This is a genomic window from Barrientosiimonas endolithica (assembly GCF_030296655.1).
Taxonomy (GTDB): domain Bacteria; phylum Actinomycetota; class Actinomycetes; order Actinomycetales; family Dermatophilaceae; genus Barrientosiimonas; species Barrientosiimonas humi.
The window spans coordinates 3,065,159-3,080,355 of sequence record NZ_AP027735.1 but is presented as its reverse complement, the minus strand read 5'-3'; the positions used below and the strand labels follow the sequence as shown (position 1 = coordinate 3,080,355).

General features: G+C 74.1%; 9 protein-coding genes, 1 tRNA gene and 3 pseudogenes. 10 read left to right on the top strand and 3 right to left on the bottom strand.

Annotated elements, in window-relative coordinates; genetic code table 11:
• Nucleotides 1-80 precede the first annotated feature (80 nt).
• From QUE40_RS15610 to QUE40_RS15580, 7 genes and pseudogenes are all read left to right on the top strand, one after another.
• A complete protein-coding gene (locus QUE40_RS15610; RefSeq protein ID WP_170206883.1) occupies nucleotides 81-251 on the top strand; it encodes a hypothetical protein in 171 nt (56 codons plus the stop codon).
• Nucleotides 252-455: 204 nt separating this feature from the next.
• A complete protein-coding gene (locus QUE40_RS15605) occupies nucleotides 456-1,721 on the top strand; it encodes a choice-of-anchor P family protein (RefSeq protein WP_289231526.1) in 1,266 nt (421 codons plus the stop codon).
• 100 nt (nucleotides 1,722-1,821) lie between these two features.
• On the top strand, nucleotides 1,822-3,591 hold the full coding sequence (locus QUE40_RS15600; protein WP_289231525.1) for a lysine--tRNA ligase: 1,770 nt from the start codon (nucleotides 1,822-1,824) through the stop codon (nucleotides 3,589-3,591).
• Nucleotides 3,592-3,601: 10 nt separating this feature from the next.
• Nucleotides 3,602-4,593 (top strand): annotated as a pseudogene (selD, locus tag QUE40_RS15595) (selenide, water dikinase SelD).
• A gap of 80 nt (nucleotides 4,594-4,673) precedes the next feature.
• A tRNA-Sec gene (locus tag QUE40_RS15590) sits at nucleotides 4,674-4,768 on the top strand.
• 59 nt (nucleotides 4,769-4,827) lie between these two features.
• Nucleotides 4,828-6,216 (top strand): L-seryl-tRNA(Sec) selenium transferase, encoded by a 1,389-nt coding sequence (selA, locus tag QUE40_RS15585; RefSeq protein ID WP_289231524.1) that lies wholly within the window; start codon nucleotides 4,828-4,830, stop codon nucleotides 6,214-6,216.
• Nucleotides 6,216-7,952 (top strand): selenocysteine-specific translation elongation factor, encoded by a 1,737-nt coding sequence (locus QUE40_RS15580; RefSeq protein ID WP_289231523.1) that lies wholly within the window; start codon nucleotides 6,216-6,218, stop codon nucleotides 7,950-7,952. Before selA ends, QUE40_RS15580 begins: the two co-directional genes overlap by 1 nt.
• Before the next feature lie 123 nt (nucleotides 7,953-8,075).
• On the opposite strand, the gene QUE40_RS15575 is transcribed toward QUE40_RS15580, so the two are convergent.
• The 3 genes from QUE40_RS15575 to QUE40_RS15565 all read right to left on the bottom strand — a co-directional run bounded on the left by QUE40_RS15575 (nucleotide 8,076) and on the right by QUE40_RS15565 (nucleotide 11,861).
• Entirely contained in the window at nucleotides 8,076-8,402 is a 327-nt protein-coding gene (locus QUE40_RS15575; protein WP_289231522.1) for a chorismate mutase, read from the bottom strand.
• Nucleotides 8,399-10,633, bottom strand: a complete 2,235-nt coding sequence (locus tag QUE40_RS15570; RefSeq protein ID WP_289231521.1) for a HelD family protein — start codon at nucleotides 10,631-10,633, stop codon at nucleotides 8,399-8,401. The genes QUE40_RS15575 and QUE40_RS15570 overlap by 4 nt, the downstream gene beginning before the upstream one ends.
• Nucleotides 10,634-10,808: 175 nt before the next feature.
• Complete coding sequence (locus QUE40_RS15565; RefSeq protein WP_289231520.1) at nucleotides 10,809-11,861, bottom strand: helix-turn-helix transcriptional regulator; 1,053 nt, start codon at nucleotides 11,859-11,861, stop codon at nucleotides 10,809-10,811.
• A gap of 782 nt (nucleotides 11,862-12,643) precedes the next feature.
• Between QUE40_RS15565 and purD the strand changes: the two are divergent.
• The 3 genes and pseudogenes from purD (at nucleotide 12,644) to QUE40_RS15550 (ending at nucleotide 15,176) form a co-directional block, all read left to right on the top strand.
• Nucleotides 12,644-13,938, top strand: a pseudogene (gene purD / locus QUE40_RS15560) (phosphoribosylamine--glycine ligase).
• Nucleotides 13,935-14,842 (top strand): annotated as a pseudogene (locus QUE40_RS15555) (phosphoribosylaminoimidazolesuccinocarboxamide synthase). Before purD ends, QUE40_RS15555 begins: the two co-directional pseudogenes overlap by 4 nt.
• 118 nt (nucleotides 14,843-14,960) lie before the next feature.
• The gene (locus QUE40_RS15550) at nucleotides 14,961-15,176 is read left to right on the top strand and encodes a hypothetical protein (protein WP_289231519.1); all 216 of its coding nucleotides are present in this window, start codon (nucleotides 14,961-14,963) and stop codon (nucleotides 15,174-15,176) included.
• Nucleotides 15,177-15,197 lie beyond the last annotated feature (21 nt).

The following is a 15,197-nucleotide window of genomic DNA, read 5'->3' as shown; positions in this document are numbered from 1 at the left end:
CGGCGAACAGCGTTCACGACCGCCCGCCGCGGGTTAGCGTGCGCCGTCCGGGGGAGAACGTGGCGGAGGGGTCGCGGGGGATGGGGGCCGTCTTGCTGGTCGTGGGTGCGTTGCTCGTGCTGGTCGCGCCGGTGCCGCTGCTGCGGGCAGCGCAGACCGGGCGGGTACGCCCGTGGCGGGGCCTGCTGCTCGCGCTGCTCGCCGTGGGCGGGCTGCTGTCGCTGGTGGGTCTCGCGCTGCTCGACGGGTGAGTCGCCCAGCCCGCGGGAGGGCGGACGTACCCTCCGGTGACGCCGGCCGGCCGCGGCCGCGCGACCGCGCCAAGAATTCGTCCGGCGAAGCCGCCGGAGGGTCTCGCCGGCTCTACGCTGCGGCCACGGGCCTAGCTGACCCGCCTGCGCACAGTCGCAGCGATGCGCCTGGCGCAGTGGTTCTCACCCCCTCTGGAGTCCACCATGAGACGCACACCCTGGACGCTCGTCCTCATCGCGGTGCTGGCGTTCTTCGCCCCGTCCACCCTCGGCGCCGCACGCGCCGCGGCCGTCACCCCCAAGCTGACCGACGTCATCGCGAGCGGCACCGGTTACGGCAGCTATGTGCTGTCCAACCTGGCGTCGGTCCGTTCCGGGCCGACGTCGTACTCGACGCTCGGCTGCACCCGCGCGACGCCGCTCACCCGCACCAACTCGGCGGCCACCGTCACCGTCCCGGTCGTCGGGCAGGTCGGTGCCGTCAGCACCTCGGTGCGCTCGTCGCAGACGACCACCGCCAAGACCGCGCAGGCCGACAGCACGACGGCCAGCGTGAACCTGCTCGGCGGGCTGATCACCGGGTCGACGCTGAGGTCGACCGCCGCCACCACGATCAGCTCGACCGGCGTCACGACCAACCGCCAGTCGGTCTCGCTCGCGAGCCTGCGGGTGAGCGGCGTGGCCGTCGCGGCCAACCCGGCGCCCAACACCACGCTCGCGCTGAGGTCGGGCAGCACGGTCATCGGCAAGGTCGTGGTCAACGAGCAGTCGCGGCAGGCCAGCGCCTGGGCGGGCGGCGCCACGACCCGCGTGCTGTCGGTCTACATCACGACCAGCAACCCGCTGGGCCTGCCGATCGGCACGCGGATCATCGTCGGCCACGCGGGGGTGGCGGCGAAGGCCTCGCCCGCCGGCCAGCTGGGCGGCGCCGGCTTCGCGGCGCGCAGCACGCTCGCCGACGGCACCGTGAAGAACGGGCCGCTGTCGTACATGACCGTGCCGTGCCTGGGCGGGACGGCGAGCGCCTCGGCGGCCTCGCTGTCGCAGCCGGGCGTGCTCACGGCCGGCGTCACCCGCACCGACACCAACGGCACCGTCGGCAGCTCGCTGCGCAGCAGCGTCGTGACCAAGGTGACCGACCTGTCGCTGCTCGGCGGGCTCATCACCGCCGACGCGGTGACGGCCAGCGCGACGACCACGCGGTCGGCGCCGGGTGCCACCCCGGTGAGCACCGACGGCTCGACGGTCGCCAACCTGCGGGTGGCCGGGGTGCCGGTCATCAACGGCGCGGTCGCCCCCAACACCGTCGTGCGCATCCCCGGGGTCGCCACGGTGACCCTGCACAAGGTCGTGCGCACCAGCACCGGCCTCACCGTCACGATGATCGAGGTGAAGCTGGAGAAGCTGTTCGGCGCGCTGCCCACCGGGTCGCTCGTCGAGGTGGCCCAGGCCCGCAGCTACGTCGTGTGACCCGACCCTCGCGGGTCTTTGCCGCGCGTCCCACGGGTGACCGTGGGGCGCGCGGCGCGCGATGACGTACGCCCTCGCCGGGCCCGTAGAATCGGCGCTCGTGACCGAGCAGCTTGACGACTGGGTGTCCCGCCTCGCCGACGAGGTCGTGGCCGAGGCGAAGCGGCGGGAGACCCCCGTCGTGTGCGCCTCGGGCATCTCGCCCTCCGGCCCCATCCACCTCGGCAACCTGCGCGAGGTGATGGTGCCGCACCTGGTGCGCGACGAGATCCGCCGCCGCGGCATCGAGGCCGAGCACATCATCAGCTGGGACGACTTCGACCGGTTCCGCAAGGTGCCGAACGTCGAGGGCGTCGACGAGTCGTGGGCCGAGCACATCGGCAAGCCGCTGACCTCCGTCCCGCCGCCGGCCGGCTCGCCGCACGAGTCGTGGGCGGCGCACTACCGCTCCGAGCTGGAGGGCGCGCTCGCCGAGCTCGGCGTCGACTACCGCGGGATCAGCCAGACCGAGATGTATCTCGCCGGCGCCTACACCGAGCAGATCCTGTTCGCGATGGGGCACCGCACCGACATCGACAAGGTGCTCGACCAGTACCGCACGCTCGCGCGTGCCGCCCAGCAGAAGGAGCAGCCGCAGCAGGGCGAGCTCAGCGAAGACGACGCGCTCGCCGCGGCCGAGGCCGCCGAGGGGTCGGGCGCCGCGAGCGAGGACGACGGGTCGGGGGCGGGCGACTACTACCCCTACAAGCCCTACTGCACCGTCTGCGGCACCGACTTCACCACGGTCACCGACTACGACGACGCCACCACCGAGCTGACCTACACCTGCCGCTGCGGCCACACCGAGCGGGTCGTGCTGCGCGACTTCCGCCGCGGCAAGCTGGTCTGGAAGGTCGACTGGCCGATGCGCTGGGCCTACGAGCGGGTCGTGTTCGAGCCGTCCGGCGTCGACCACCAGTCGCCCGGGTCCTCGTTCGCGGTCGGGCTGGAGCTGGCGCCGCTGTTCGGGTGGGATCGCCCCCTCGGCCCGATGTACGCCTTCGTCGGCATCCGCGGCATGGCCAAGATGTCCTCGTCCAAGGGCGGTGTTCCCACGCCCGCGCAGGCGCTGCGCTATCTCGAGCCGTCGGTGCTGCGCTGGCTGTACGCCCGTAAGCGGCCGAACCAGGCGTTCGACGTCGCGCTCGACGCGGAGATCCAGCGCACCTACGACGAGTGGGACGGGCTGGCGCGCAAGGTCGCCACCGGCAAGGCGCAGGCCGGTGACGTGGCGGTGCTCGCGCGGGCCCGCACGACGGCCGCCGGTGAGCTGCCCCAGACGCCGGTGCCGCTGGCGTACCGCACCATCGCGTCGGTCGTCGACATCACCACCGGCGACGACGACCAGACGCTGCGCATCCTGTCGGCGCTCGACCCCGAGCAGCGGGTGACCGGTCTCGACGTGCTGCGGCCGCGGCTCGACCGCGCGAGCCAGTGGGTCGCCGAGCAGGTGCCGGCCGAAGACCGCACCATCGTGCGCGAGCAGCCGGATCGTGAGGCGCTGCAACGGCTTTCGGCCGAGGAGCGGCGCAGCCTCGACCTGCTGCTCGACGGCGACGGGGCCGAACTCGGCGCGATCGACGCCGACTGGAGCATCGACGGGCTGACCCACCAGGTCTACGGCGTGCCCAAGGTGATGCAGGGCAAGAGCGCCGACTTCCGCCCCGACAGGAAGGCCGACCCCGAGACCGCCGCGGCGCTCGGCCAGGCGCAGCGGGAGTTCTTCCGGCTGCTCTACCAGCTGCTGATCGGGCGCGACGCCGGCCCGCGGCTGCCCACGCTGCTGCTGGCCATCGGGCCGGAGCGGCTGCGCGCGCTGCTCGCTGCCTAGTCTGGGTCGCATGACCGCGACCGACGCCGTACGTCTGACCCAGCTGGCCGCCGGCGGCGCTGCGCGTGCAAGGTGCCGCCGGGGGAGCTGGAGCGGGTGCTCGGTGACCTGCCGACCTCGCGGGCCGGCGGCGACCTGCTCGTCGGCATCGACAGCGGTGACGACGCGGCCGCCGTGCGCATCGAGGGCGGCCGGGCGGTCATCGCGACGGCCGACTTCTTCACGCCGGTCGTCGACGACCCGTTCACGTTCGGCCGGATCGCCGCGACCAACGCGATGTCCGACGTCTGGGCGATGGGCGGCGAGCCGCTGGTCGGCGTGAATCTGCTTGCCTGGCCGCGCGATCGGGTGCCGTTCGAGCTCGCGGCCGAGGTGCTGCGCGGGGGAGCCGCTGCGTTCGAGGAGGCCGGGGCGCACCTGGCCGGCGGGCACTCGATCGACGACCCCGAGCCGAAGTACGGCGTCGCGGTCACCGGCCTCGCCGACCCGCAGCGGCTGCTGCGCAACGACACCGGGCGCGCCGGCCTGCCGCTCACGCTCACGAAGCCGCTCGGGCTCGGCGTGCTCAACAACCGGCACAAGGCCACCGGCGAGGTGTTCCCCGAGGCGGTCGAGGTGATGACCACGCTCAACCAGGCGGCGTCGCGGGCAGCGCTCGCGGCGGGGGCCGAGACCGCTACGGACATCACGGGATTCGGGCTGCTCGGACATCTGCTGAAGCTGGTGCGCGCCTCGGGGGTGAGCGCGGTCGTCGACGCGTCCGCGGTGCCGTACGTCGGTGGCGCGCGCGAGGCGCTCGCCGAGGGGTTCGTCCCCGGCGGGTCGCGCCGCAACCTCGACTGGGTGCGCCCGCACCTCACCTCCGCCGTGGGCGAGGACGAGCTCGTGCTGCTCGCCGACGCCCAGACCTCGGGCGGCCTGCTCGTGGTCGGCGAGGTGCCGGGATATCCGGTGGTCGGCGAGCTGGTGCCGCGGGCCGACGCCCTGGTCGAGGTGCGCTGAGCGGTCGCCCACGACGGTTCCCCGGGCACCCGTGGGGATGGATCGGCCGGGGCGCCGCGCGGGGTCGTAGAGTTCGGCGTGGAGGCGTTCCTCGTCTGGTGACGGGCCCGGTCTTCAACACCGTGGTGATCGAGCATCTCGGTCAGGCGGGTTCGATTCCCGTCCGCCTCCGCCACCCGCACCGGGCCGCTGGTGCGGCGACCTCGACCGCAGGAGCGCACTGACAGGAGCGCCGTGACCGACCCCCGCCGCGCGACCCCGCGCACCGACACCGTGCTGGCCGACCCGGCCCTCGCGCCGGCCACCGCACGGCTCGGCCGCGACGGAGTGCGGGCGGTGGTGCGCGACGTGCTCGACCGGTGCCGCGCGGGCGAGCTGTCGCCCGACGAGGTGGTGCCGGCGGCGCTCGAGGCGCTGCCGACGTACGCCTCGTCGTTGCGTCCGGTCATCAACGCCACCGGCGTCGTCGTGCACACCAACCTCGGGCGCGCGCCGCTGTCGGCGCTCGCGCGCGAGGCGGTCGTCGACGCCGCCGGCACCACCGACGTCGAGCTCGACCTGGCGACCGGCCGGCGAGGCCGGCGCGGCGCGGGTGCGCTCGCGGCGCTCGCCGAGCGGGTGCCCGACGCGGAGGCCGTGCACGTGGTCAACAACGGCGCTGCGGCGCTCGCGCTGGCCGCCGCCTGCCTCGCGGGCGACGGCCGCGAGATCCTCGTCGCCCGCGGCGAGCTGGTCGAGATCGGCGACGGCTTCCGCATCCCCGAGCTGCTGGAGTCGACGGGCGCGCGGCTGCGCGAGGTCGGGACGACCAACCGGGTGAGGCTCGCCGACTACACCGCCGCGGTGAACGAGCGCACCGCGTTCGTGCTGAAGGTGCACCCGTCCAACTTCGTGGTGCGCGGCTTCACCTCCTCGGTGCCCGTGCGCGAGCTGGCCGGCCTGCGCCACGACGGTGCGGCCGTGCCGCTGGTCGCCGACATCGGGTCGGGGCTGCTCGCGCCGCACCCGCGGCTGCCCGACGAGCCCGACGCGGCGAGCACGCTGCGGGCGGGCGCGGGGCTGGTCACCGCCTCCGGCGACAAGCTGCTGGGCGGCCCGCAGGCGGGTCTGCTGCTCGGCCGGGCGGAGCAGGTCGAGCGGGTGCGTCGCTTCCCGCTGGCCCGCGCGATGCGCGTCGACAAGCTCACCCTCGCCGCGCTCGAGGCCACGCTGCGCGGCCCCGAGCCGCCGGTGCTGGCGGCGCTCGCGACCCCGCGGGAGCAGCTGCGGTCGCGGGCGGTGGCGCTGGCTGGCCGGTTGGGCGCGGGTGCCGGTGACGCCGGTGATGCGGGTGCGGGCGGTGCGGGCACGGTTCGGGTCGTGGAGACGACCGGTGCGGTGGGCGGCGGCGGCGCGCCCGAGGTGCCGGTGCCGAGCGTGGCGCTCGCGCTGCCCGCGGCGTTCGCCGAGGCGCTGCGGGGGGCGACAGTGCCCGTGGTGGCGCGGGTGGTCGACGGTCAGACGCTCGTCGACCTGCTCGCGGTCGCGCCCGATGACGACGACCAGCTCTTGGCGTCGATCAACGAGATCTTCTCTGCTGCAACGGTTCTCGAGGGCAGCACGTCTCGCACGGGTGCGGTCTAGTGCACGTCGTCGCCACCGCGGGCCACGTCGACCACGGCAAGTCGAGCCTGGTCGAGGTGCTGACCGGCCAGGACCCCGATCGGCTCGACGAGGAGCGCGAGCGGGGCCTGACCATCGAGCTCGGCTACGCCTGGACGACGCTGCCGGGGGTGGGCGAGGTCGCCTTCGTCGACGTGCCGGGGCACCAGCGGTTCGTCACCACGATGCTGGCCGGCGTCGGCCCGGTGCCTGCGGTGTTGCTGGTGGTGGCTGCCGACGACCCGTGGATGCCGCAGGCCGAGGAGCACGTGGCGGCGCTCGACGCGCTCGGCGTGCGGCACTGGGTCGTGGCCGTCACGCGCAGCGACCTGGCCGACCCCGCGCCGATGGTCGAAGAGGTGCATCGAAGGCTCGGCGCGCGCGGGCTGTCCGCCGCGGTCGTGCCCGTGAGCTCGCAGACGCGAGAAGGCATTCCGGCGCTGCAGCAGGCGCTTGCCGCGATGTGCGCCGAGCTGCCGGAGCCCGACCCCGACGCGCCCGCCCGGCTCTGGTGCGACCGCGTGTTCAGCCTCCGCGGCGCCGGCACCGTCGTCACCGGCACCCTGCCCGCCGGCACGCTCCGGGTCGGCGACGAGCTGGCGGTGGGCGAGCGGCGCGTCCGCGTGCGCAGTCTCCAGTCGCTCGAGACCGACCGCACCGAGGTGACTGGCACGGCCCGCGTGGCGGTGCGCGCCGGCGGGGACGTACGTCTGCGCCGGGGCGACGTGCTCGTCGTCCCGGGCTCGTTCACCTTCTCGGCCGAGGTCGACGTGGCGCTCAGCAGTCCCGGCGACCGGATGCCCGAACGGCCGGTGCTGCACGTCGGCGCGACCCACCTCGAGGTGCACGCGCGGCCGCTGGGGGAGCGGCACGCGCGGCTCCGGCTGCCGCACCCGCTGCCGTGGCACGTGGGGGACCGGGTGCTGCTGCGCGACCCCGGACGTCGTGAGGTGTGGGGCGCGCAGGTGCTCGACCCGGCGCCCTCGCCGCTGCGGCGTCGCGGGGCGGCCGCGCAGCGCGGCAAGCAGCTGAGCGGGGTGGGGGTGCCGACGGCCTCGGACCTGCTGGCGTGGCACGGCCCGATGCGTGCGGACGACCTGCGGCGCCTGGGGCTGGCGCTGCCCGAGGGCGCGGAAACTGCCACGCAGCAAGGGGATTGGTGGGTTCCTCGCGAATGGGCCGCGGCTCAGGCCGCGCGGCTCACCGGGCTGTGCGAGGCGCACGAGCGGGACCGTCCGGTCGAGCCGGGGCTGACGCTCGAGGGCGCTGCCCGGGCGCTCGGCCTGCCGTCGGCGCAGCTGGTCCCGCCGCTGGTGCGCGACCCGTGGCAGGTGCGCGACGGGCGCATCGTCCGCGCGGACGCCGGGGTGCCGCCGGCCGTGCTGCGCGCGGTCGAGGCGCTGCGGGCGGAGCTGGCCGACGCCCCGTTCGCCGCCCCCGCGGCCGGGCGACTGCCCGAGCTCGGGCTCGACCGACGTACGATCGCAGCGGCCGACAAGGCCGGTCTCCTCCTCGTGCTCGAGCCGGGGGTCGTGCTGCTCGCCGGGGCCGACGACGAGGCGGCGCAGCGGCTCGCCGAGCTGCCGCAGCCGTTCACCACCAGCGAGGCCCGGGCCCACCTCGGCACCAGCCGCCGCGTAGCCCTGCCGCTGCTCGCCCTGCTCGACCGCCAGGGCCGCACGGTCCGCCACCCCGACGACACCCGCTCGCTGACGTGACGCCCGCCCGCACCCGCTGACGCCCGCTTCCGCCCCGGCGGTCCTCCGGCAAGGAGTGCGCTGGGCCGCACGGTTCGGCGGTGGACCGCGATGGCGTACGCACGCCTCGCCGCCCCCGCCCGCTCAGGCGTCGTCGCGAATCTGCTCGTGGTGGTGGATGACCTCGTCGATCACGAACCGCAGGAACTTCTCGCTGAACTCCGGGTCGAGCTGAGCGGCGCTCGCGAGCGCCCGCAGCCGCGCGATCTGCCGGTCCTCGCGCGAGGGGTCGGCGGGCGGCAGGTCGTGGGCGGCCTTGTACTCGCCCACCGCCTGGGTGATCTTGAACCGCTCGGCGAGCAGGTGGATCAGCGCGGCGTCGATGTTGTCGATCGACTGGCGGTACGCCGTCAGCCGCGGGTCGACGCCGCTCGCCCCGGTCTCGGGGCTGGCGTGCAGGTCCTCGCTCATGCCATCTCCAGGACGGTCATCCGGTGGGCGGCTCGGGTGAGCGCGACGTACAGCACGCGGACGCCGCCGGGCGACTCGCGCACGATCTCGGCGGGGTCGACGATGACGGTCGCGTCGTACTCCAGACCCTTGGTCGACATCGGGTCGACGACCAGGGTGCGGCCGGGCGCGAGGTCGCCGAGGTGCGCGAGCTCACCGGCCCACGCGGCCGGTGCGACGATCGCGACGGACCCCTCGACCTCGTCGAGCAGCGCCTTGGTGGCGTCGAGCGCGGCGTCGACCATCGACTCGCGCGTCACCCGTCGCACGCTCGGGGTGTGCCCGGTCTCGCGCACGGCGTCGGGGATGTCGGCGTCGGGCACCTCGCGGCGGACGACCTCGGCGGCGTAGTCGAAGATCTCGCGCGCGTTCCGATAGTTGGTCTGCATGTGGAAGCGCTGGCGCTTCTTGCTGCCGAACGCCTCGTCGCGCGCGGCCAGCGACTCCTCGGCATCGGGCCACGACGACTGCGCGGCGTCGCCGACGACCGTCCACGACGCGTAGCGACCGCGCCGGCCGACCATCCGCCACTGCATCGGAGACAGGTCCTGCGCCTCGTCGACGAGCACGTGGGAGAACTCCGCGCGCCTCTCGATGCGCCCGGTGAGCAGCCGCTCGCGCGCCTCGGTCGGGCTGCGCTCGGCCGTGACCTCGCCGGGCTGCCGCCGCGACCCGGTGACCTCGACCTCGGTCACGCCGTAGTCGCTGAGGTTGTCCAGCTCCTCGACGTCGTAGAAGCTGCTCTCCTTGACCTGCTCGGGCACCAGGCCCAGCCGTGCCGACAGGTCGTCGACGAGCGCCGCGTCGGCCACGCTCCAGGTGCCGGCGCGCAGCGCCTCGTCCATCGAGGCCCGCAGCTCGGCGGCGTCCTCGGGCGGCAGCACGCCGGCGGTGTACGCCCGGGCTCGCTCCTCGTCGGCCAGCCACAGCAGCACCTCGCGCGGGTCGAGCGGACGCCACCACTGACGTACGAACGTCTCGACGTCGAGATGGTCGCGGAACCGGTCGAGGAACTCGGGCTTCTCCATGCTGCCGACGTGGCTGCGCACCTGCTGCCAGGCCGCCTCGGCGAGTGCGTCGGTGGCCGACTCGGCCGCCGAGTTGTGGTTGTGGTTGCGCAGCACGCGTCGCCGAATCGCTTGCAGCGCAGCGGAATCCAGGTTGACCGCGTGCCCGGCGACCATGACCCGCAGCCGCGTCGGAGCCTCGGGGGGCGTGTCGCGAGCAGCCCGCGCGAGCACCTGTCGGACGCGCAGCGAGCCCTTGATCGCGGCGGCCGCGGGAGAGTCGAGCCGCTCACCGGTGACGCCGTCGACGACGTCGCCGAGCGAACGCAGGGTGACCGTGTCCTCGCCGAGCGAGGGCAGCACCCGCTCGATGTAGGCCGTGTACGCCGACGAGGGGCCGACGACGAGGATGCCGCCGCTCTCGTACCGCCGCCGGTCGCTGTAGAGCAGGTAGGCCGCGCGGTGCAGCGCGACCACCGTCTTGCCGGTGCCGGGGCCGCCGGTGATCTCGGTGATGCCGCGCGAGTCGGCGCGGATCGCCTCGTCCTGGTGGCGCTGGATGGTGGCGACGATGTCGCGCATCTGCGCGCCGCGGCTGCGGGTGAGCGCCGCCATCAGAGCGCCGTCACCGACGACGACCATCCCCTCGGGCGCCTCGGCGACCATCAGGTCGTCCTCGATGCCGAGCACCAGCGCGTCGCGGCTTCGCAGCACCCGGCGGCGCACGACGTTCATCGGCTCGACCGGGGTCGCGCGGTAGAACGGGGAGGCGGCCGGGGCGCGCCAGTCGATGACCAGCGGCTCGTAGTCGTCGTCGCGCACCCCGATGCGGCCGATGTAGCGCACCTCGTGCTGGTCCTGCGGCCCGTTGCCCTCCTCGCCGGAGTGGTCGAGGTCGAGCCGGCCGAAGACGAGCCCTTCGTACTGCTGCTCCAGCGACACCCGCCGGCGACCGGCGCTGAACATCAGCGCGTCGCGCTCGAACAGACCCGACAGCTCCTCGTCGCGGGCCTCGCCGGTGCGGTCGGTGCGACCCCGCGCGAGGCCCTCGGCCTCGACCAGCGCGACCCGCTCGCCGGCCTTGACCAGCTCTTCGTGCACACGGGTGACATGGGCCTGCTCGCGCTCGATCTCCTCGGCCACCTCGGGGGCGGGCGCGGTGGCGCTGGCGTTGGGTGCGGTCACGTGGTCAGGTCCCCCACGAGGCGTGCTGGAGCGGTGCGGTGCCGAGCGGCTGCAAGTCGACCAGTCTACTGACGTACGTCCGCGCCGCTGCGGGGTCCGCCCCCTGGCGGAGGTGGGCCCGGGCAGCCACCTGCCGGCCCCCGGCCGGACGTCTCCCGGACACCTCCTGGCCCGCTCAGATCCACCCCCGCTTCACCGCCTGCGCCCCGGCCTGGAAGCGGGTGGTGGCCCCGAGCAGCTCCAGCAGCCGGCGGACGCGGCGCTCGACGGTGCGCTGGGAGACGCCCAGCTGGCGGGCGATCGTGGCGTCGGCGACGCCGCCCAGCATGAGCGCCAGGATGTCGCGGTCGCGGTCGTCGAGGGGTTCGGCGTCGGCCCGGGTCACGGTGCCGCGGCCGGTCCAGCGCACCCCGCGCACCCACGTGTCGTCGATGACCCGCTTGATCGCCGCGCTCACGCCGGGGTGAGTGATGCGCATCCCGACCGAGGTGCCGCTGGGGTCGTCGATGTCCATCACCGTGACCCCGTTGTCGGAGGTCGTCGCGGTGAACGGGATGGCGTTGGCGAACCGGATCTCGTCGCCGGCCTGGGTGCGCGCCGCCACCGCGGCGGGCATCGCCGGCTCCTCCAGCAGCCCCGAGTCGAAGCTGACCCGCAGGCGCAGCGTCTCGCCGTGGCTGTTGAAGACCGGCTCGGCGATCCGCTCGGGAGTGCGGTTCATGATCATCAGCACGCGCGGCGAGCGGGTGCGCATCGACACGACCTGGCGCCGGGTCGCGGCGAACAGCTCGCTCATCGCGGCGTTGACGTCTTCCAGGCTCTCCAGCAGCTCGACGCCCACGGCCTCGAGGCTGCGCGGGCTGCGCGCCATCGCGTCGTAGTAGATGCGCGACAGGCCGGGCGTCGCCGCCCGCAGGGTGCGCGCCCGCTCCTCCAACCGCGAGGCGTGGTCGGCCAGCGCGTTCTCCGGGGCGTTGGTCACCCAGCTGCCGTCGTCGACCCGGTGCAGCAGCCCGCGCGACTCGAAGATGCGCAGGCACAGCTCGACCTCCTCCGGCGAGGCGCCGTGCGTGTCGAGCTGCTCCGGCCGGAACCGCGGGTTCTGCACCATCTGCACGTAGACCGTCGTCATGACGTCCTGGTTCAGCAGGTCCAGCAGCGACTCCAGACCGCCCCTCCCGATCGCTTGCATCGCGGCTCGCTCGCGGTCCTGCCCGGTCGCGCTCATGGTGTGGTTCCCCTTCGTCCTAGGACCTCCTTTGGCGGAGTCCCGACATTGACCCTATTCCGACATTGAACAATGCGGCACCCGAGGGGAGATGGTGCAATACTGAACCTGTCAGCCCACGGGCTGATGCGAGCACTTGGACGAGTCGCCGACCCCCCTAGTGGCTGACCCCAATGCTCACGCTGCGGGCCCTCCCGGGAGACCCTCCCCCTGACTCTCGGGAGGGCCCGCGGCCTTTTCTTTTTGCCGCGTCTCCTGTCTTCCTTGGCCGCGTCTGCTCCTCCGCCGGCCCGTCGCAAGCTCCGGCCCGCCGGCATCGTCGGCACGGCGGCCGTAGTCCCCGCCTTCGGTGCCCGGTCGTCGCCGGCGGTTGCTTCCGGTCTTGTTCACCGCTCTCGCTGTCGCGGTGGTCCGCCGGAGGGTGCGGTGGGGCGCACGGTTCGGCGGTGGTCCGCGTACGCGTGGCTCGCCGTTGCTCCCTCGCTTGCCTCCCGCTGTCGCGGTGGTCCGCGAGGGGGTGCGGTGGGGCGCACGGTTGCGCGGTGGTCCGCGTACGCGTGGCGCGCCGTTGCTCCCGTGGCTTGCCTCCCGCTGTCGCGGTGGTCCGCCGGAGGGTGCGGCGGGGCGCACGGTTCGGCGGTGGTCCACGTACGCGTGGCTCGCCGTTGCTCCCTCGCTTGCCTCCCGCTGTCGCGGTGGTCCGCGAGGGGGTGCGGTGGGGCGCACGGTTCGGCGGTGGACCGTCGCGGCGGGGTGGGGAGGCGGCCACTACCCTGACGGGCGTGAAGCCTCTCGTCGTGGGATCCGGCGCGCGTGAGCACGCCCTCGTCCGCGCCCTGCTCGCCGACCCCGACGTCGAGGCGGTCTTCGCCGCCCCCGGCAACCCGGGCATCGCGCTCGTCGCCGACTGCCGTCCGCTGCCCGGCGGGCTGACCGACGGCGCCGGCGTGGCCGACCTGGCCGAGGAGCTCGGCGCCGACCTGGTCGTGATCGGGCCCGAGGTTCCGCTGGTCGCGGGCGTGGCCGACGCCGTGCGCGCTCGCGGCATCGACTGCTTCGGGCCGTCCGCCGACGCCGCCCGGCTCGAGGGCTCCAAGGCCTTCGCCAAGGAGGTCATGGCCGAGGCCGACGTGCCGACCGCGCGGGCGTACGTCTGCGACGACGAGACCCAGCTGCGCGACGCGCTCGACGCGACCGGGGCGCCGTACGTCGTCAAGGAGGACGGGCTCGCTGCCGGCAAGGGCGTCGTCGTGACCGACGACCTCGACGCCGCGCTGGCCCACGGGCGCGCGTGCATCGACGGCGGCTCGCCCGTGGTGGTCGAGGAGTTCCTCGACGGCCCCGAGGTGTCCATCTTCTGCGTCACCGACGGCACCACCGTGCTCCCGCTCGCCCAGGCACAGGACTTCAAGCGCGTCGGCGACGACGACCAGGGACCCAACACCGGTGGCATGGGGGCGTATTCGCCGCTCACTTGGGCTCCCGAGTCGCTCACCGACGAGGTCGTCGAGCGCATCGCGCAGCCGACCGTCGACGTCATGCGCCGCCGCGGCACCCCTTCTCCGGCGTCCTGTACGTCGGCCTCGCCCTGACCTCGCGCGGCCCCCGGGTCGTGGAGTTCAACGCCCGCTTCGGCGACCCCGAGACCCAGGTGGTGCTGGCGCGCCTGCGCACCCCGCTCGGCGCGCTGCTGCAGGCCGCGGCCCGCGAGCGCCTCGACCAGCTGGAGCCTCTCGCGTGGCGGCCCGAGACGGCGGTTACCGTGGTGATCGCCTCCGACGGCTATCCCGCGCAGCCGCGCACCGGCGACCCGATCAGCGGGCTCGACCAGATCGACGACGACGCCGCCTACGTGCTGCACGCGGGCACCGCGATCGGCGACGACGGCACGCTGCAGTCGGCCGGGGGCCGGGTGCTGTCGGTCGTCGCGCTCGGCTCCGACCTGGCCGAGGCACGCGAAAACGCTTACGCCGCAGTCGATCTCGTCGATCTGCCCGGCTCGCACCACCGCACCGACATCGGTCTCGCCGCCGAGCGGGGCGCTGTCGCCGTGCCGTCCCCGGAAGGTTCCCGATGAGCAACGACCCCACCACCGCTGCCCCCGAGCTGCCCGGGTTCGCGCACGCCTACTCCGGCAAGGTGCGCGACCTCTACGCCCCGCTCGACGCGTCGGGCCAGCCGCGCGACGACCAGCTGTTGCTCGTCGCGAGCGACCGCATCTCCGCGTTCGACTTCGTGCTGCGCAGCGAGATCCCCGACAAGGGTGCGGTGCTGACGCAGCTGTCCCTGTGGTGGTTCGAGCGACTGGCCGACCTGCTGCCGCACCACGTGGTCTCGACCGACGTCCCGCCGCAGGTCGCGGGCCGCGCGGTGCTGGTCGAGCGGCTCGACATGGTGCCGGTCGAGTGCGTCGCCCGCGCCTACCTCACCGGCAGCGGACTGGCCGACTACCGGCGCACGGGCGAGGTCTCGGGCGTACGTCTGCCGGACGGACTGGTCGACGGCTCACGTCTCGCGGACCCCGTCTTCACCCCCTCCACCAAGGCCCCGATGGGCGAGCACGACGAGCCGATCCCGTTCTCGACGGTGGTCGACATGGTGGGCGCCGAGCGCGCGGCCCAGCTCGACGACCTCACCCGGCGAATCCTGGCCCGTGGCAACGAGATCGCCGTCGACCGCGGCGTGATCATCGCCGACACCAAGGTCGAGTTCGGCGTGCGCCCGGGCGGCGAGCTGGTGCTGGCCGACGAGGTGCTGACCCCCGACTCGTCCCGATTCTGGCCGGCCGACGAGTGGGAGCCGGGCCGCGCCCAGCCGTCCTACGACAAGCAGTTCGTGCGCGACTGGCTGACCTCTCCCGCGAGCGGTTGGAGCAAGGACTCCGGCGAGGAGCCCCCGCCCTGCCCGACGAGGTCATCGAGCGCACGCGCGCGAAGTACGTCGAGGTCTACGAGCGCCTCACCGGCCAGCGCTTCGGCTGACCCCGGTCCCTCACGCAGGTGGGGGAGTAAGTAGTTCTTCCGAAGCACCGACAAGGGGGACGACGCGATGGTGCAAGCAGCATCCCGCCCTCGCCGGTCCGCAGGTGCGCGCTGGCTCGTGCTGGCATGCACGCTGGCCGTTGTCGTGGCAGGGTTCCTGATTCCGTTCGGCGGTTTGGTGCTCGGCCTGGTCTTCTCGTTCACCGTGCTGCGCAGCCACAGGACTGCTCGCTGGGCCGTGCCTCTGGTGGGCCTTGCGCTGGGTCTGGCGTGGCTGGGGTTGTGGGCGCCGTGGTCCTCCGACGGGACGGGGCCGTCGCTACCTGGCCAGTGAAGTGTGGACCTTGGCAGTGAT

Coding starts and splice junctions, on each gene's coding strand:
- QUE40_RS15610 (WP_170206883.1), top strand. CDS start 81: ATGGGGGCCGTCTTGCTGGTCGTGGGTGCGTTGCTCGTGCTGGTCGCG.
- QUE40_RS15605 (WP_289231526.1), top strand. CDS start 456: ATGAGACGCACACCCTGGACGCTCGTCCTCATCGCGGTGCTGGCGTTC.
- QUE40_RS15575 (WP_289231522.1), bottom strand. CDS start 8,402: ATGAGCGAGGACCTGCACGCCAGCCCCGAGACCGGGGCGAGCGGCGTC.
- QUE40_RS15565 (WP_289231520.1), bottom strand. CDS start 11,861: ATGAGCGCGACCGGGCAGGACCGCGAGCGAGCCGCGATGCAAGCGATC.